We start from the raw sequence: 18,321 nt of genomic DNA, 5'->3' as shown, positions 1-18,321 counted from the left end.
AATTCAAGAGCAAATTCACTATTCTGGGAAACACTGGCAATGAGAAAGTGTGGCATTTTGTCAAAGGGAGTAAACCATGAATGTCAGAGATGTAGTTGAAGCCATCATCCAAAAGTGTCAGATCCCGCCTTTTGAGAAAACCTGCGATCAATTGATTGCCGGGGATTGGTATCGGGAAGTGACAGGCATTGTCACAACTTTCATGGCTACTGTTGATGTCATTCAGGAAACTGCTCAAAGAGGCGCGAATCTGATCATCACTCACGAGCCTACTTTTTTCAATGGTCCGGATGAAACCGGCTGGCTTGCAGAGGATCCTGTCTATGCGAAAAAGATGAGTCTTATTCATAACCAGGGCGTCAATATCTGGCGATTTCACGACCACATGCACAGAACCCAACCTGACCTGATATATGCCGGGTTAATCAGAGAACTGGGATGGGAGAACTATCAGGATCCAGATGAAAAACATTGCTTTACCATTCCTCAAATTCCTGTGATGGATCTGGCAAAATTCCTGAAAGAAAGACTGGGGGTGGAAATATGCCGTCTGGTAGGTGCTGTAAATGGACAGGTAGAGCGAACTGGTGTTCTGGTTGGCGGGGGCAGTCTGGGTTTAGGCAGAGAAGAAATGCCGATGGAACTCATACATCGAAAAAACCTGGATACCATCATTTGCGGGGAAATTCTGGAATGGACTTTGCCAGCCTATGTGCGTGACGCCGCCCAACTGGGGATGAACAAATCTCTAATTATTTTGGGCCACAATCGTACTGAAGAGATTGGGATGAAATACCTGGTAGACTGGCTGCAACCTTTATTTCCCACAATGCCGATACAGTTTATCGAATCGGGAGATCCTTTTATTTATCACTAGCGTGATTTCAGGGATTGAATTCAGGAAGAGCCCATTAAGAACCGCCTCAGGAGGTAAATTTTTGGTGTATTATTAATCCTTAAGCCCAGCCGGTGGATGCAGCGAGGCTGGAAAGGCTACACGTACACGGTGCTGGCGCGTTGCGGCAAATTGAGCATAGCGAACTTTTACTCCTGGGCGAAAGGGAACTGTCAGTCTTATTCGTTTTTTTTATAAAACGCATTTCATTAAGGGACAACAAAATATGCCTCTTTACAAACGTCACCGCCGTCACATTAGCAATTTGCCCGATCATGGGCAAGACCTACCCATTGACTACAACACATCTCCTTCCCATCAGAGTACAAAGAGTCTTTCTCGCTTTTCTTTTGGTGGACATGAGAAATTTACTTTTCGAGACGGTTGGCTCAAGAAGGCAATCGATGCTATCCTGGAAGACCCCTTTATCTTTAGCCGAGATGATGCATTTATCATTCTTGGTGTTGGGAAGAATATGGCCACCTCAATTCGCTACTGGGGATTGAGATTAGGTTTGTTTAAGCCTGCTGATGACAATCCACGTGCCATGACGACATCCAAACTGGGGGTTGCACTGCTCGCTGATAATGGTTGGGATCCGTATCTGGAAGATATTGGATCACTATGGTTGTTACACTGGCTGCTCTCCAGCGATCAAGAACGCGGAATAGTATGGCACCTGATATTCTCTCGTTACCATGATGTTGAATTTCGCAAGTCGACGATGTTGGAATTTCTTAATACCCAGTTGACCCAGCGAGGTATAAATACGACTGAAGGAATGATTGAACGTGAATTTGATGTTTTCATTCACACCTATGTTCCGCCACAAGTTAAAAAAGGGGAAAGCGAAGAAACGTTGAACTGCCCATTGGTAGATTTGAACCTGATTCGCTTGACGCCAAGCGATAGTGTATATCGTTTTAATGTTGGGGCAAAGACATCTCTTCCGGTTGCCGTTTTTGGATATGCATTACTGGAATTTCTAGTAGAGAAAATGGCTCATCAGCGAACCGTTACACTTGACGAATGTGTCTATTCGCCCGGAAGTCCAGGTCAGATTTTTAAACTGGATGAGAACAGTGTAATGGCATATTTAGAAGAATTGGAAACAATTACGAGTGATGCTATAGCCATCCAGGAGACTGCTGGCCAGCGCCAAGTGTACTTGCATGCTGCATCGCCAGAGTTAGGCTGGGATTTATTAAGAGGGTATTATGCAGACTGAACTACTGCTGAACAATATTGTCCGAGTTCGCTCTAATCGATTGCGTGCAGTACGTTTGGAAGATTATTCATCAAATGGCAACTCGCTTAGCGGATATACCCTAACTGCTCAGGCTCTGGTAGCACTGGGGCGCATTGTGGACGGTCTGACCACCAATAGCAAAGCATGGACACTAACAGGCCCTTATGGTTCTGGAAAATCATTCTTTGGTTTGTTTCTTGCGCACTTATTAGATAAGCAGCATCCAGGCCATCCGATAGCCTTGGAAATACTTACAAAGGCTGATCCTGAACTGGCAAAGCGCCTGGGTCAAGTAATTGGAGAACGCGGGTGGTTTGAAGTCGTGACTGTCACAGGAACACGCGCTTCTCTTCAACAATGTCTGGTTCGCGGTTTCTCTCGTGCAATGGAAGCCAAAGAATTTCCCAACTCCTTGAAGGAAGAATTAAGAACACTCAGCGAAGTAGACAGCCGTATTTTCTTGAAGTGGGTAGAAAAGTTTCTCGAAACGGCTAGCAGACTTGGGTACGGTAAAGCTGGCACACTAATCATTTTTGACGAAATGGGCAAATCTCTGGAATTTGCATCCTTCCACCCTCAAGAAAGCGACGTTTATCTACTACAAGAGTTGGCTGAATTTTCTGCACAAAATAAAACCCCTTCTCTCGTCTTCATCGGAATCCTGCACCAATCTTTTGAAGGGTATGCTGCTCTATTGGATCGAGCAACCCAGCGTGAATGGGCAAAAGTTCAAGGGCGTTTTGAAGATATCCCCTTTCAGGAACCACCTATCCAACAAATGCGTCTGCTGGCAAGCACATTTGTTGATATTGACCCTCAGATTGTTTCTGATTTAACCGTATCAAGGGAATCCTTGCAGAAATGGTGTCCTGCGATAATAAGTATTGAAGAATTTGAAGCCCTTAGCCGTAGAGTTTATCCGTTACATCCTAGTGTCTTTGTTTCTCTCCCCTATATTTTTCGTCGCCTAGCACAAAACGAGCGCTCGCTTTTTGCGTATCTCTCCTCACAGGAACCCTTTGGCTTTCAGGAATATTTAGCCACTCACTCATTGGGTGAGATGTTGTGTTTGCCTTATATTTTTGACTATCTTGTAGCCAACTATCAAAACATTATCTACGCCACAGGCCGAGCACGTCCAATTACGGAAACACTGGAACGACTAGAAAATGCCCCCCACCTAAAGAAAAGTGAACAAGATATTTTGAAAACCATTGGGCTTTTGAACTGGTTGGGAGAGATTAGTCCCCTCCAGGCAAGAGAGAACCTAATCTTGAGTGCGCTATCACCAATTTATGATGAGAATGAATTACGCAATGGTCTGAAGTCGCTTCAGCATCGCTCTTTTATTGTATACCGCCGTTTTAATGATATGTATGCCGTATGGCAAGGTAGCGATGTGGACATTGAAGAGCGTTTACAGGCTGCCCGTGCTACTCTGGAAACAACTATCAGTGTGGCTGAGGTCTTGCAAAAGTACCTGCCTCCACGTCCCTTAATGGCGAGACGTCACAGTTATATAACGGGTGCTCAACGATTTTTTGATGTTCGTTATGTTGATACGCATAACCGAGAATCTGTTTCTTTGACTCCATCAGAAAGTGCCAGCGGAGTGGTTCTACTTTGCCTGCCAGGAACATTGGGAGATCTAGAAGTTTTCGAACAATGGGCACAGAGCGAAGCTCTGGCTTCTCGGTCCAACGTGGTAACCGGTGTGGCTGGGCGTGCTATTCGTTTGAAGGAACTGGCGCAGGAATTTCGTGGCCTTCATTGGGTATATGAAAACACTCCCGAATTACGGGATGATCCCGTCGCGCGACGCGAATGGCGAACTCGTCTCGCAGCCATTGAACAAGCCATACGCGTTGAACTGGATGAGGCTTTCAATCTATATCAAATATCCTCCTTGCGTGCCTGTAAGTGGTTTTATGGTGGCACAGACATTTCCCACAAAGTCCAGCATGGTCTATCGTCTCTCCTTTCAGAGATCTGCGACGCTCTCTACCGGGACTCGCCATTATTGCGAAATGAAATGCTCAACCGTCGCGAATTGACCTCACAAGCAGCAGCAGCACGCCGCACTCTCATTGAAGGCATTCTCACCCGAGCAGACCAGCCCTTACTGGGTATTCAAAAATTTCCGCCTGAGCGCAGTATGTACGAGACATTCCTGCGCCGTGGAGGATTGCATCAGCAAAATGAAGAAACATGGGTTATTGTCCCACCACCAGAAAATGATCCTCTTAAATTAAACCCTGTTTGGAAGGCAATGACAGAATTCGTTTTTGAAGGACTGCCCGAGCCACGACCTTTGCCAGACCTCTATGCCCGTCTGTTTGCGCCTCCATACGGTGTTACAGCAGGATTGGCTCCCGTTCTCCTTGCGGTTTTCTACAAGGTTCATCAAAACGAAATGACATTGTATAAAGAAGGAACATTGCTGGTTGATCCCACCATCGCGGATTGGGAAGTGCTGTTGCGCCGTCCAGAATTATTCGCGATAGCCGGTTGCCGAGTAACCGGCCTGCGTGCAGCAGTGATTCAACGAATGGCACGGGGATTACAGGTTGTGCCTTATGTCATGCCAGTGGTTCGCTCTTTGATTGGCCGCTTGAAAGCCCTCCCGGAATATGCCTGGCGAACGCGCAAATTACCAGAATCCGCCCTCAACCTGCGCCGCGCTGTAGATACAGCACGCTCACCAGAACGTTTTCTTTTCGTTGAGGTCCCCGAAGCGCTTGGAATGCCTCCCTTCGATACTGAAGAATTCGATTCCCAACGATTTGACCTCTTTTTTGAACGATTGAATCAGGCGCTAGATGCTCTCGCCCAGGCGACTCCGCGCCTGATGATGTGGGCACGCGATACATGGCTTATTGCCTGTGGATTGCAACCGGATGAAACCGGCTGGCAGTATTTCTGTCAGCAATCCAGTAACCTTATCCACCGGGTGACCCATCCCCATCTGCTTCCTTTACTCAAGCGGGCTGCTGAAGCCCCAGATTCGCGCGCTGCTCTGGAAAGCGTTCTTGCTTATATAGCGAATCGACCTTTACGGTCATGGACTGATTCTGACGCGGAGCGTTTTCAGGCTCAAGCCAACTATTTGGCTACTCTATTGAGAGAAGAAGCAGATCTTTCCGACCCTTCTACTCTTCCGGATGATGTCCTAAAAAAGGCTCAAAAATTAGCAGAAGACCTGGAAGTTTCGCTTAAAGCAGGCGGGGTTTCCCCTGAAATAGTCAAAGTTGCTTTACGCCTTTTGCTTACAAAATTGAAATGAGAAAACGTTGAGACTTTTCAATGAAATGAATACAATACTTAAAGTGTGGGGGGCTTTCTTTGTCTTATTTGGTACAGTCGTTAATGGAGGTCTTTATGTCTAATAACGAGCAACCTGCTCGCCATATTGTCTCGCTTTCCGGCGGCAAAGATAGCACGGCTCTGGCAATTTACCTGCGCGATCGTATCCCTAACCTGGAATACGTTTTCTGCGATACTGGTGAGGAATTGAGAGAAACTTACAGTTACTTGGATAGGCTTGAGGTTTTTCTAGGTAAGGAAATCAAAAGACTTAAGGCCCGTCAGTCCTTTGATGATATGCTCAAGGCGCGTGGTGGTTTTCTACCTTCAGGACAAGTTCGTTGGTGTACAGAATATCTTAAAATAAAACCCTTTGAAGAATATATAGGTGACAGCATTTGCCATAATTACATCGGAATCCGGGCAGATGAAACTTACCGAAAAGGGTATATCTCCACAAAACCAAACATCATCGCACATTATCCTTTTATTGAAGAGGGTATACGAAAAGAAGATGTTATACGAATATTAGAAGAGAGCGGTCTAGGATTACCTGAATACTACCAATGGCGTTCGAGGTCTGGATGTTATTTCTGCTTTTTCCAACAAAAAATTGAATGGCTTGGTTTACTAGAACATCATCCTGATTTATATGAGAAGGCAGAAAGTTACGAAAAGGAAAATCCAGAAACTGGCGAACGTTATACATGGTCACAAAAAGAAAGTCTCAAAGAGTTACGCTCTCCAGAGCGCAGAAAAGCAATTTTAGAAGAGTATGAGCGACGCAAGGATCACCCTTTGAAATCAAGGGGTAACTTAACTCTGGCAAATATCTTCACCCCAGAGGAATCTGAGGATGAAAGTTGCTTGATATGTCATCTGTGAAAGGAATTGAGAAATGAGCTTAACTTTCCATCGAACCTTTTCCTTATCGCGTTCTTCTATTACAAAAGTTCTGTTTGTAGCTCAAGAAAAGCCAGAGTTTAACCAGTCTGATATTGCCAATAAAACTGATTTAGGCACAGTTTATCAGGAAGCCATGCCACGTTATGCCTATCGGGCGGGTTTGTTGGACGAGAAAAAACATCTTACTCTATTCGGGCGTTTTGTTGCCGAGCATGACCCCAATCTGGAAAAAACGGGTACCCAGTGGTTGCTGCATTATCACCTGGCTGCGCCACATGGTCCTACGGCTTTCTGGCATTATTTGGTGACTCACTGGTTTGTACCGGGCAACACTTTCACGGCAGATCAACTTGCTGATGATTTGGCTGGGTTTTTACAGCGAGAGAAGGGTAAAGCCCCTTCTCCACATTCAATCCGAAGCACCATCACAATCTTTACCGGCACCTATCTTAAAAGAGACGGATTGAGTCGACTGGGTTTGCTCGAGGAGATTGAAAAAAATACTTATCATGTACAGAGAGTGTCCCAGCCTCCGATCTGGGCGCTGGGGTATGCACTGGCAGATTACTGGCAAGCGCACTATGGGGAGCGGTTAACGGTTAACCTGGATGACCTGAGCGGAGACCGGTTTGCCGGGCTCTTTCTGCTTGGAGAAAGTGGCTTCACCGAATTGCTGCTACAACTGAAGCAGGAAGGTATGATTGACCTCTACCGGATTGCGCACCCCTATCAAGTTGTGCTGCTCCAGCCTAGCCTAGAATACGCTTTGGACAAACTGTACGCTATTTAATTCTTGGACTAAAGAATACAGGGGATGGATATCTACGATTTGCTTCAAAAGATACGTCAACCTGGTGCCCGGTTGGGCATAGGGATTTGGTTACTACCCAGGCATTTATTAGGACAAGAAGAAATCCTTGCCTTGCGTTTAGATATGCAAGCCATAGATGCGCGCCAGTTTTTCTTACAAAGCCTGCCACAAGGTGCCCGTTTTTCTGGCCTTACCCGGCAGAATGGTCATTTCAAATTGGTTGAAATGGTGCGTCAATTAACCGAGAGGGATTTCAAGCGTTCTTGCCTGCTAGTGCACACTCTTGATTTGCTTCTTTTGGGGATGGAAGTAGATGAACGCAAACGTTTTTGGCTAACCGTTCTTGAGGGTATACCGTATCCGAATACAAAACTGGTGCTGACTATTCCAGAAGGTGCCAATGAATTGTTACCTCTTGAGCTTAAACACCACTATGCGATGTATATAGCCGAAGGTGGAATCAAATAGTTTTTTACCATTGGGAGGATTTAGCATAATGAAGATCGAAGACCTGGTCAAAATGGATTTCGAAGGAGAATTTCGCTCTGATGTTCAACTGAGCGATTATGAAAAACCTGACCTCAACAAACAATTGCTCCGAAACTACATTTTCACCACTCATGCTCCCACCACAATCGGTTATGCCCAAAGGGATTACTCCGCCAAAGAAGTGCTGGATCTTTTGAAAACTGTTTACTCAGTAGATAGGTTTGAAAATCGCTTTGTCCTGACAGCGAATTATGGACACGGGAAAAGCCACCTGGCGTTGACGTTGGCTAATTTCTTTTCTCGGCCGGCCGATTCAGAAGAGGTTCGAATTATCCTGTCTCGTCTTGAACAGGCGCTTAACAATCCCTCACAGCTGGCTGGGTATCGGGAGTTTAAAAAAAGCAAAGGCGAATTCCTTGTTATTCGCTTACAGGGAGATGTCATTAATGATTTACAGGAGGGTTTCATCCTTGCATTGGAAAAAGCCCTTTCCGAACACGAAGCCACTCGCTCTATCCAAATTCCACTTTGGACCCATGCGGCTGAAAAATGGCTCAGAGGGCTCGAAGGATTAATGCGAGAACGCGCTGAAGAATTCCTGGCGCAAGAAAACACCGATTTACCTTCTCTAATTGAATCACTAAAACGGGAAGGATCACATGAACTAACCCTGGAACTCTTCAAGCATCTTAATGGCGTCTATCCCAACTTTGGCCGTGAAATAAATTTAAAAGACCTGGTCATTTGGGCTGTGAACGAGGTTTGCAAGCCCAAAGGATTTGGCGGCTTGCTGATCTTGTTTGATGAATTTAGCCTGTTTCTACGCAAGTACATCCAGAGCCGTTCATCGGGCAAATTACAGGAATTGCTCAACGGCATCAGTGATTGCCCTGGCAAAAGCGCATTTGTGGCTTTTTCTCAGCATGATGTGGAGACTATCTCAAGTACCTACGCAACGGGACAACAACTTGAGGATGTAAGGAGAGAATTACAACGTTTGCCTAGAGACAGACGAGGGCGGCTCTTCTCGCTCATGGAAAGTGTTTTGGACGCTTACTTGAAACAGGACGAAGTTGCGTGGGAAAAATTTCAGGAACAACAATCGGTGAGAAGTGCATTTGCCCAGGCACGGGAAATTGTTTTGGAGCATTTTGGGAACCATTATTCTCAGGAATTGCATTGGGATGTGGGATCTTTTGGAGAAAAAGTAATTAAGGGTTGTTTTCCTCTCCACCCGTTAACCACCGCTATCTTATCCATCCATCATTTTGAAGCAGGGGCAAGCGAAAATCCTCGTACTGCACTGCAATTTGTGCGTGAGTCTTGGTCTCGCCTGCGCACACAGCCTGCCCAGATAGATGGAAGGCCAAACTTTATCTATCCTATTGCTCTGGCTGATTTCTTTGGCGAGCAATTGTCTAAAAAATGGTACCAGGCTTACCACAATGCACTTCAAACTGCACCTCAGGCACTGGACGATGAACACCAAAAAGTATTACAAGCCTTGTATGTTCAAGCAGCAGTTAACTTGAGGGCAAATGCGGGAGCACAAATTGAACTTTTACATCATATTAGCGGTGTGGACCGAGAAAGGATCAAGCAGATTCTTAAAGAATTGGCTAACGCCAGAGTTATTCGTTACGACCCTGTAAACAGAATATCTTCCCTCTGGCCCGCCAGCAGCCGTCCGCAGGAAGTGGAAGAAATCTTGCAGCGTGCCATAGAACAAACGCCTGTTGATGATGACTTGATGGAACTTATTGTTTCGATTTTTGTTCGCGAGCCAATGGAGTTGAACCTTGGATTTGGACATGCTGCTGATTGGACTCCCTATCATACCGCTATGACAGCGGAGATGTTTAACACGGAAGCACTTCGGTCACTAATTCAACCTTATCGAGCAAGTCTTAATAGTATTGAGGAAGGAAAACGTGGAGTTGTTATTTGGCTAATTGCGCAAACTGAACAAGAAAAGGAAACTTTAAGGCATACCGCTCAATCAATTTTAGAGGAAGCACTGGAAGGCTCCAAATTTCCTATTCCGGTAGTTATTGTGCTTCCAAAGAGACCTGTGCCTGACCTCATTTTAACTGCACGCCGCCTGAAGGCGCTTAAAAACATGAATAATACCGACCGTGAAAAAATCGGCTCAATGATGTATGAGCAGGAAAAAAATTTGGCCGAAGCCAATTTTTCTCACGCAATTACTGGTTTGGTCGAAGATATTCAAAATTATGCTGATCTGCCCGTTCATCTATCGGATTACGCCATTCCATCAGTTTATCGCCCTTCGATCCAGGCACTCAGACGTTTATCCCTCAAATCCATCATAACAGAGTGTTACCGCCAGGCATATGCGTACCGAGTGGAATTTTATACGCAGTATCAGGTAATCGGGAAAGGTAACAATCAATTACGCAATGCGGTTCAAAATGTAATGCTCGGGTTACTAAGCAATGAAATCGCTGGAAGTCTACCTACTCTCCGAAACAGAGATATCCAGTATCAATTAATCACCCATTACCTAATCCAAAAGTGGGGGTTGCTTTCTGCGGAAGATTACATTATTCAGCCTCCCACCAATAACGCCTTAAGAAACGCCTGGGAAGCCCTTAACCAGGCTTTTCCTCCCGGTTGCAATGAGGTTCGCGTTCAGGAAGTTTTGTTGCAATTGTTTAATCCTCCTTATGGACATGATTACAACACTTTAGCGCTGTTGTTCGCGTCATGGATGGGTTATCACCGCCATGAATTCTCACGCATTTCATTAGGCGGAAGAGTAGTTTCATTCAGCGAGCTAAGAAATATTTTGAATCAGAACAACTCTCTCCTAAAATTCTTCACTTATATCACTATCTCAACGCCCCTTGCTATCAGTCGCGTTAAAGCCGATGAAATATATCATCAAACAGATCTCGTTTTAGATCAGATTCGCCAGGGGAAACCTTTCACATTGATTGAAGCACACGACGCCCTAAACACTTTGGCACAAACATTGAGTTACCCGCGACTACCCGATAGCAAACGAGAAGAAATTGAGCGATTGAAATCTCGCCTGGAGGAGGAAGTGAAAATAGCCCAAACTTATGATCACCAGGTAACCGAATGGTTAAAAGAACTCGAAAGAAGCGATTTTGATGGTCTGTTACGTTTACAAAACACTCTCAAAGAACTTCAATCCCCATCACTGGTACAACCAGGGCAAGCGACCATTCACGATCTAAAAAACCACTGGGAAACGACTTTGCAACAATCTCTTACACAGTTTTGCAACAAATATTCAAAATTGGAGGATCTGGCAGACTATAGATCTCACGAAGATCACCTCAAACGTGCCCGCAAGAGCCTGTCCGACTATCCTGCTTTGGCAAAAGAAGTGGATAAAGCACTTGAAACTCTCAATCGTCGGCGCGAGGAGTTGAAACAGCGAGAGAGTGAAAAGAGTATCATTGAGCAAATTATCCAAATGAGTCCTTCAGCAGGGTTAGCAGACCTTTATAAATACCAGGACCGTCTGGGCGAATTTAAGAATCTTTCCCCACAAACCGAAAAACTTCGGATGGAAAAAATTCATCAGATTGAGGCGAAAATCAGTCAATATGAGACGATAGCAAAATCACTCCCTGAAGCAATTGCTGAGGCAAAGTCATTGTCCGATTTACGCAACAAACGAGATACGCTATTACGCAACCTGAATGCTTTCCAAGGAACGCAATTTGAGGCCATTTTGCTCGAATGTCAGCAAAAGATCGAACAACTTGAGGCATTCTTTGAAGCCCTTCAATCGCTTAGCCAGTTACCCAGCAATAGCCCTAAGGATTTGGAATATTTTGAAGCAGAGCTTGAAGCGATAGAAAATCGTTTCAATTCCTGCCTCAACTTAGCGCAGAAAGATTTGTTACGCTCAAAACGAGAAGAAATTATCCGGTTACGGCAAAACAAAATCTCAGAGGCTCATGCTTGGCTAGATGATCTTGCAAGACGTTATAAAATCGGTGAACCCCCTGCTAAATTGCTTCAAATTCTGGAAAATCCACCCGCTTTTTTATCAGAAGAGGATCTATATCGCGTTTATCAACTCAAACAAGCACTGCAACAGCGGATGGAGGAAGACCTTGTCGCCCAAATTGAAGAACGTTTTATGCGCATAAGTGATCTTGCTACTCGCCGTCGATGTTTGGAACGATTACAAAAACTGGTAGATTGAGATGAATGGCAAGAAGATTTTCCTTGATCGTCAAGGCAATTTGCCTGCTACCCCCAATGTCCATATTATAAAAACTGAGGTAGATTTTTTGCAATGGGCTACCGATGATACCCCTATTCTGATTCAGGGTGAAAAATTATGTGCTTGGGCGGAAGCGTTTTACCGTCTGCGTGGCCAATCGTTTGAATATCTTGAATCGTCCAGCGATGCACTTCGCAAAGTGTTCCCCGGGCTTACTAGTTTACAGGCAAAGGAACTGACAGAGAAATTAGAGCAAACGACAATTTCACCTGATCAAATTACACCCGTCTTTATTCTCAATCACTGCTATCCTGACGATTTGTGGCTTTGGAAATATGAGCCTTCGCCTGAACACGCCGCGCGCTGGCTGATCTGGTTGCTGGAACACACCCCCACCGAAGCCGAAGCCGTCATTTTAAAAAAATTTGCTTCCGATATGGAAATGCAAGCAGGCGAAGCACCTATCAAAGAACTATATCGTGCTACCAATGCCGCACAGGCAGAAACACTGCTCTTGCGCTGGCTTGGCGCGGAGGAAGGTGCAGATCATGCCTGGGATGAATTCCCGCTCGAACTGCCCGCTCGCTGGCTAAGTGTGGTGAGAGAAGTCTGGATGAAGCGCATCATTGCAACAAATGGCTTATTCTTTGCCAAGATGTTACCCTTCCCCCTGCCGTTGAAATTGCGGCAGGAATTGGCGCGTCAAACGGCAGATTATTACCGTGAACACTCCCATGCACTTACCCGCGAAGTGCTTTGGCAACTTCAACCCTACCTCAACCCCTCAAATTTGGTTGACCTAGAAAAGCATCTACCGCCGCCTGTGCCTACTGACCTGCCAGAAGACGAAAACGCTGTTCTGGAGTGGTTCGAGCGTGAGTACCTGCCTTACCGCCGCTGGCAGGCGCAATTTGGGGACGAAACTGCCCGCCAGACTGCGGTCAAGCTTGCGCAAACCTTTGCCCGCTGGTTGCTGCGGCGTTACCCGCTCTGGCTGCTAGGGGGCGAACATCTGTCTTTCCAAAAATCTGCTCACCTGACCGACCTCAACACCCTGACCCTGTGCGTAATCCTGGATGGCTTACCCGCCTGGGATGCTGAATGGCTGGTTCAGGAACTTTCTGCCCGTGCCCCGCGATTAACTTTGTTACGAAAAATGTATTGCTTTACTGCCCTGCCTACTGTCACTGAGTTTGCCAAAGACGCCCTTCTGAAAGGGGTGCCGCCGCTTAACGCTCCACAGACCACAACTCTGGGAAAAATTTTGCCAGACAATCAATCCCCAAAGAAACACCTACAGCAAGCCGCCGCCGGAGAGGTCTGGTTTTGGCGCGTGGAACAGCCAGATAAAGCCTATCACTTCGAGAAGGAAGATAAACGCGAGCGGGAAGTTCAGGCAAAACTAATATCCATCCTAAGCGAAATCGAAGAAGTCGCCCAAACCATTCCTGCAAATATTCCCTTAAGCATCCTGATCACCAGCGATCACGGGCGGCTATTGAATCCGCGTTCACCGCACCAATTACCTGTTGAAGAGGGAATGGAGGCTCACGGACGTGTCGCTTGGGGAAATTTCCAGCGTAACTTTCCTGAGGCTGGGTTTATAGTAAACGAAAATGATGGTTGGGTTGAATTGTATGGTGAACGCTTTGGCATGTCGGAAAACCTACGCATAGCCTGGGGCGAAGCAAGTTTTACAGTCACCAATGGTACAGAAGCCTATCCTCATGGGGGACTATTCCCAGAGGAAGTGATTGTCCCATGGTTTCTCTTCCAGCGTGATGTGACGCACCCCAAGTTGGAAATCTCTCTGACCGGCACAGGTGAAGCCGATATGAATGGAGATATATTTGTCTATATTGTTAATGGTAGTTCATTAGAATTAGAATGCCAATCGATAGAATTTTCTCATGGAGCTAAACTAAACGTTAAGTGGAAGATCCCTCCCCTGAGTCAGCGTAAATTTCAGGCATCGCTCACTCCCTGGCCACCAAAATCTTCAAAGGGAAAAGTCGATGTTTCATTGCTGTTTTTACAGCCTAACGGTGTGACCTTTACACGAAAGACTGAAGCCGCATTAGAAGTGAAGGTTCTTTACGATCAGCCAGACGACTTACTCAAGGAATTAGGATTATGACCATTACTTTCACTCCTGAAACACTTAATAAAAAAGTCAAAGAGGTCTTTGGCCGCCTGGCTATTGACAAACGCCGTCTTCCAAGTAGCCAGTTGAACCGACGTAATGTGCCCGCTTACGTAGCAGAATGGATTTTAGATAGTCTTGCTCCTGGAGAAGGTCCAGTTTCTCCTGAAGAACTGGAAAAAATACAAACCTGGGCAAATCATTTTTTACCCTTACCCGAAGATGCCAAAATCATTCGGAATCGCCTGCTGAACGGAGACGTTGTCAAAGTCCTCACACCTGTGGAAGTGGAAGTCGTTTTGACCAAACACAAGCGCGAACGTGTAGCACAACTCAAGTTATTAGGACTACCTGAAGTTCAAATTGCTGATGGAATTGTCGAACAGTATCCCGACCTGCTTAAACAAGGCATGTGGGGTGTGGTGGAATTGATGGATACAAAGGAAGGAGTTGCACTGACCTCCTTCAAACCGATGCAGGCCTCGGTGAATCTAGAAATTTATAAAGAAAAACGAGCGCTTTTTACCCTGGATGAATGGCGAGCACTTCTCCTGACCTCAATGGGCTACAACCCTTGGAATTTCACCGAGCATGAAAAAACCTATTTACTCTGCCGCTTGTTGCCCTTAGTGGAGAAAAACATGCACCTGCTTGAACTTGCTCCCAAAGGCACGGGAAAGAGCTACTTGTATGAAAATATCAACCCGCGGGTTCGGCTGGTCAGCGGTGGCAATGTATCTCCCGCCGTCTTATTTGTCAATAACGCTAGCGGACAATGGGGGCTGCTGGCGCGTTTTGCCGTGGTCGTTTTGGATGAAGTCCAGACCTTGAAGTTCGAAAAACCGGAAGAGATCGTCGGTGGTCTGAAAGGCTTTCTTGCCAATGGGAAGCTGACGCGCGGAGGCTTGTATGAAACTTCCAGTCCAGCCAGCCTAGTGATGCTTGCAAATATCCAACTCGACAACGAACAACGTCCCATCAACACACCTATTATCAAGGAATTGCCCGAGTTCTTAAGGGAAACCGCCTTTTTAGACCGTTTGCGTGGCATCATCCCCGGTTGGAAAGTGCGCAAACTGAGTGGTGATTCGTTTGCTCAAGGAATCGGGTTGAAATCGGACTTCTTCGGTGATGCTCTGCTTGGGCTACGTGAAGACATCACTGCCAATCAATATGTCCAAACGGCTATCACTCTCGCAGGCGAAAAACGATACAAGCGAAATGAAGACGCCGTGCGCCTGATAGCCAGCGGGTTGATGAAATTGCAATTTCCACACGGAAGAATTACGCCTGAAGAATTTGAAATTTATTGCCTTAATCCTGCTATTGAATTACGCCAGCTGGTATGGGATCAGTTATATATGTTAGATGCAGAATACCGGCAGTATGATGAAGAAATTAAAGTCACACAAAACTTTTAGATAGCCATCTTATGAATATTTACCTTGATTACAACGCCACCACTCCATGCGATCCTCGTGTTGTCCATGCTATGCTACCTTACTTCACAGAAATCTATGGTAACCCGGCTAATGGGTTGCATATCTTGGGGCGCAAGGCGGCACGAGCGATCGAAACCGCCCGTGAGCAGGTAGCTGCTCTCCTTGGCTCACTCGGCGGTGAGATTTTTTTTACATCAGGCGCAACCGAAAGCAATCATTTAGCAATTCTTGGCGCATCCGAATATGCTCCTTCAACGCGTCGTAAAATCATCACATGTGCCATCGAACATAAATCAGTGTTAGCGCCATGCAACCGTTTGCGGGAAAATGGCTTTGACGTGATTATCCTTCCGGTAGATGAAAATGGTCTGGTGCGTTTAACCGATCTTGAAAATTTCCTTGATGAAAATACTTTCCTCGTTTCGATTCAAGCCGCTAATAATGAGATTGGGACTATTCAACCAATCGCAGAAATTACAGCGCTTGCTCATCGGTATGGTGCCCTAGTACACACTGATGCAGCGCAAGCAGTCGGTAAAATACCTGTAAACGTCGAAACTTTAGGGATAGATTTACTCTCCCTCAGCGCCCATAAATTATATGGACCAAAAGGTATTGGTGCGCTTTATGTGCGGGGAGGCAAGCGAAAAATTGCTCTCCGTCCTCTCTTAGAAGGAGGTGGACAAGAAAATGGGTTACGAGCAGGCACATCCAATGTTCCAGGTATCGTTGGCTTGGGGGCCGCCTGTGAAATAATCGCCGCGGAAATTGGTAATGAAAGTACTAGAATTCAGCATTTACGGGATGAGTTGGAGGAAAATTTATTAGCCAAAATTCCCAACCTTCGAATTAATGCCCGATTTGCACCTCGTTTGCCCAATACCAGTAATTTAACATTTAACGAAGAGGCAGATGCTTTATTACTTCGTCTACCCTGTCTTATGATGAGTACCGGGTCTGCCTGCAATACAGGAGCGCCAGAACCTTCTCATGTTCTACAAGCCATTGGACTTACCCGCCAACAAGCCTCTTCTTCAATCAGGATATCGCTGGGACGAATGACCAAAGAGGAAGACATTCAAGTTATTACAGAACAAATCTTTTCAGCAATTTCAACTTAAACCTGCACTTAACTTATCATAAGGTCACAACAGAGGGGCTGTCCAAAAAGGCTTGTTTTCTCTTTTCAGACATCTCTCCGAGGGAAACATTAGCAGGAAAAAAACATCTGGTGAGGCTAAAATAGGCATTTACCTTATGAAACCAGGTGTCAAATGGTAAATGTAAAAAGACTGTCTTCTTTCCAGACAGCCCCTTTATCTATGTTAGTGTAACATTGTTTCTACAAAAATCCGAACCTTAACAAAAGTGGTGAGTCAGAAGTATCCTGTAGGTTCGCAAAACAAAATAGGAGACTGACATGACTCACCCAACCGATTATACCTCTCTGGAAGAACTCACGGATATTTTATCTCAACAGGGCTGGAGAGTCATTCCCGAACTGCTGCGCATCCTTGTCAACCAAGCAATGGCCGAGAAGCGGGCAAAGTTTTTACAAGCGGAAGCCTATGAACGCAGCGCCCACCGCACCGGTCATATCAATGGTTACAAGCCGAAGACCGTCAAAACGCGGGTTGGGGCGATTACCTTCGCCGTTCCGCAAGTGCGGGAAAGCGGTTTCTACCCTGCGGCTTTGGAGAAAGGCTTACGCAGCGAGCACGCGGTGCTCATAACGTTAGCAGAGGGTATTGTTCAAGGCGTTTCCACTCGCAAGGTGAAGGAGATCACCGGGCAGTTATGCGATTTTGAAGTTTCAGCAGAGGCGGTCAGCCGAGCCACAGCCCAACTGGATGCCGTTTTGCAGGCGTGGTGCGAGCTGCCTTTAGGCGAAATCACTTATCTCTATCTGGATGCCCGCTACGAGAAGGTCAGAGAGGCTGGGCAAGTCCGCGACATGGCTGTTTTACTGGCAACAGGTATCTCACCAACCGGTGAAAGGCAGGTTTTAGGAGTTTCCACCTCGCTCAGCGAGCACGAAACGCACTCCCTAAAGGGATGCTTCGCAATGGAATACCTTCCTGAAATCGCTGAAGGAACGCGGTATGCATGGAGTTCGCCTGGTAATCAGTGACGACCATCACGGGCTTGAGGCTGCCCGTAAAACCGTTTTGGGCAGTGTTCCATGGCAGCGCTGCCAGTTTTCACCTGCAGCAGAACGCGGGCGCGTATGTGCCCCGCCAATCCATGCCCGCTGAGGTGGCAGCCAATATTCGAGCCATCTTCAACGCCGCTGACCGCAAAACAGCCCAGGAACATCTTCAGAGGGTCATTTAAAAGTTTTCGGTCATTGCCCCGCGGTTGTCCGCATGGCTGGAAGACAACTTGCCGGATGGTTTTACGGTATTTGACTTTCCCTTGGAACACCGCCGCCACATCCGAACTACCAACAGTCTGGAGCGGGTCAACAAGGAGATTCGGCACAGGACTGGAGTTGTTGGTATCTTCCCAAACGAGGAATCCTGCCTGAGGCTGATTTCTGCCTTATTGATGGAAATCAGTGAAGAATGGCAGAGCGGTAAGCGATTTTGTGCTACCAAGCCGATCGAATGTCAAAGAACTGTGGTTACTTTTCGCTCAATTTTACAGAAAAAGGTTTGCATAATCGATGTTTTTGGTTCTGTTATTTTTATATAACTGTCCCAAATCTGGTGGGTTTTGAAAAAAGAGCAAACCCGGAGTAATATGGGAGTTGCAAAACCTCCATAAACTCGGAGCCTGCCATGTCAATGTCACCCTACATCTTCCAGAAGTCAAGTACTGCCAGGAAAACCGACCGGAAAAGTGCCCGTATTGTG

13 protein-coding genes are annotated in these 18,321 nt (G+C 46.2%); all 13 read left to right on the top strand.

Annotation, left to right across the window (positions count from 1 at the left end; all coding sequences use genetic code 11):
• The first annotated feature begins 76 nt into the window (after positions 1-76).
• The 13 genes from LHF31_RS04950 to LHF31_RS14615 all read left to right on the top strand — a co-directional run bounded on the left by LHF31_RS04950 (position 77) and on the right by LHF31_RS14615 (position 18,160).
• Positions 77-877 carry a Nif3-like dinuclear metal center hexameric protein gene (locus LHF31_RS04950; RefSeq protein ID WP_298009220.1) on the top strand — a complete coding sequence of 267 codons (801 nt, stop codon included), beginning with the start codon at positions 77-79 and terminating at the stop codon, positions 875-877.
• A gap of 244 nt (positions 878-1,121) precedes the next feature.
• The gene (locus LHF31_RS04945) at positions 1,122-2,123 is read left to right on the top strand and encodes a DUF4007 family protein (RefSeq protein WP_298009217.1); all 1,002 of its coding nucleotides are present in this window, start codon (positions 1,122-1,124) and stop codon (positions 2,121-2,123) included.
• Positions 2,113-5,427 (top strand): hypothetical protein, encoded by a 3,315-nt coding sequence (locus LHF31_RS04940; protein WP_298009215.1) that lies wholly within the window; start codon positions 2,113-2,115, stop codon positions 5,425-5,427. The genes LHF31_RS04945 and LHF31_RS04940 overlap by 11 nt, the downstream gene beginning before the upstream one ends.
• Before the next feature lie 95 nt (positions 5,428-5,522).
• Positions 5,523-6,332: a phosphoadenosine phosphosulfate reductase family protein gene (locus LHF31_RS04935; protein WP_298009213.1), complete on the top strand. Its 810-nt coding sequence runs from the start codon at positions 5,523-5,525 to the stop codon at positions 6,330-6,332.
• Between the two features lie 13 nt (positions 6,333-6,345).
• Positions 6,346-7,143, top strand: a complete 798-nt coding sequence (locus tag LHF31_RS04930; protein WP_298009210.1) for a DUF4007 family protein — start codon at positions 6,346-6,348, stop codon at positions 7,141-7,143.
• 24 nt (positions 7,144-7,167) lie between these two features.
• Positions 7,168-7,632, top strand: a complete 465-nt coding sequence (locus LHF31_RS04925) for a hypothetical protein (protein ID WP_298009208.1) — start codon at positions 7,168-7,170, stop codon at positions 7,630-7,632.
• Between the two features lie 28 nt (positions 7,633-7,660).
• Entirely contained in the window at positions 7,661-11,860 is a 4,200-nt protein-coding gene (locus LHF31_RS04920; RefSeq protein WP_298009206.1) for a hypothetical protein, read from the top strand.
• Position 11,861: 1 nt separating this feature from the next.
• Positions 11,862-14,018: a hypothetical protein gene (locus LHF31_RS04915; protein WP_298009204.1), complete on the top strand. Its 2,157-nt coding sequence runs from the start codon at positions 11,862-11,864 to the stop codon at positions 14,016-14,018.
• Entirely contained in the window at positions 14,015-15,445 is a 1,431-nt protein-coding gene (gene brxL, locus LHF31_RS04910; protein WP_298009201.1) for a BREX system Lon protease-like protein BrxL, read from the top strand. Before LHF31_RS04915 ends, brxL begins: the two co-directional genes overlap by 4 nt.
• 11 nt (positions 15,446-15,456) lie before the next feature.
• Positions 15,457-16,587, top strand: a complete 1,131-nt coding sequence (locus LHF31_RS04905; protein ID WP_298009199.1) for a cysteine desulfurase family protein — start codon at positions 15,457-15,459, stop codon at positions 16,585-16,587.
• A 299-nt stretch (positions 16,588-16,886) separates the two neighbouring features.
• On the top strand, positions 16,887-17,597 hold the full coding sequence (locus LHF31_RS04900) for a transposase (RefSeq protein WP_298009197.1): 711 nt from the start codon (positions 16,887-16,889) through the stop codon (positions 17,595-17,597).
• Positions 17,569-17,721, top strand: coding sequence for a transposase (locus tag LHF31_RS14620; protein WP_363324792.1), 153 nt, complete (start codon positions 17,569-17,571; stop codon positions 17,719-17,721). Before LHF31_RS04900 ends, LHF31_RS14620 begins: the two co-directional genes overlap by 29 nt.
• A 103-nt stretch (positions 17,722-17,824) precedes the next feature.
• Entirely contained in the window at positions 17,825-18,160 is a 336-nt protein-coding gene (locus LHF31_RS14615; protein WP_363324791.1) for a transposase, read from the top strand.
• The last annotated feature ends 161 nt before the right edge of the window (positions 18,161-18,321 follow it).

This window comes from Anaerolinea thermophila, from assembly GCF_020723905.1.
In the GTDB taxonomy this organism is placed as follows: domain Bacteria; phylum Chloroflexota; class Anaerolineae; order Anaerolineales; family Anaerolineaceae; genus Anaerolinea; species Anaerolinea thermophila_A.
Note: the sequence above shows the minus strand (reverse complement) of the source record. Positions and strands in the feature narration are given on the sequence as shown.

Excerpts from the sequence above, each read along its gene's own strand:
- LHF31_RS04950 (WP_298009220.1), top strand. The coding sequence starts at position 77 with ATGAATGTCAGAGATGTAGTTGAAGCCATCATCCAAAAGTGTCAGATC.
- LHF31_RS04945 (WP_298009217.1), top strand. The coding sequence starts at position 1,122 with ATGCCTCTTTACAAACGTCACCGCCGTCACATTAGCAATTTGCCCGAT.
- LHF31_RS04940 (WP_298009215.1), top strand. The coding sequence starts at position 2,113 with ATGCAGACTGAACTACTGCTGAACAATATTGTCCGAGTTCGCTCTAAT.
- LHF31_RS04935 (WP_298009213.1), top strand. The coding sequence starts at position 5,523 with ATGTCTAATAACGAGCAACCTGCTCGCCATATTGTCTCGCTTTCCGGC.
- LHF31_RS04930 (WP_298009210.1), top strand. The coding sequence starts at position 6,346 with ATGAGCTTAACTTTCCATCGAACCTTTTCCTTATCGCGTTCTTCTATT.
- LHF31_RS04925 (WP_298009208.1), top strand. The coding sequence starts at position 7,168 with ATGGATATCTACGATTTGCTTCAAAAGATACGTCAACCTGGTGCCCGG.
- LHF31_RS04920 (WP_298009206.1), top strand. The coding sequence starts at position 7,661 with ATGAAGATCGAAGACCTGGTCAAAATGGATTTCGAAGGAGAATTTCGC.
- LHF31_RS04915 (WP_298009204.1), top strand. The coding sequence starts at position 11,862 with ATGAATGGCAAGAAGATTTTCCTTGATCGTCAAGGCAATTTGCCTGCT.
- brxL (WP_298009201.1), top strand. The coding sequence starts at position 14,015 with ATGACCATTACTTTCACTCCTGAAACACTTAATAAAAAAGTCAAAGAG.
- LHF31_RS04905 (WP_298009199.1), top strand. The coding sequence starts at position 15,457 with ATGAATATTTACCTTGATTACAACGCCACCACTCCATGCGATCCTCGT.
- LHF31_RS04900 (WP_298009197.1), top strand. The coding sequence starts at position 16,887 with ATGACTCACCCAACCGATTATACCTCTCTGGAAGAACTCACGGATATT.
- LHF31_RS14620 (WP_363324792.1), top strand. The coding sequence starts at position 17,569 with ATGCATGGAGTTCGCCTGGTAATCAGTGACGACCATCACGGGCTTGAG.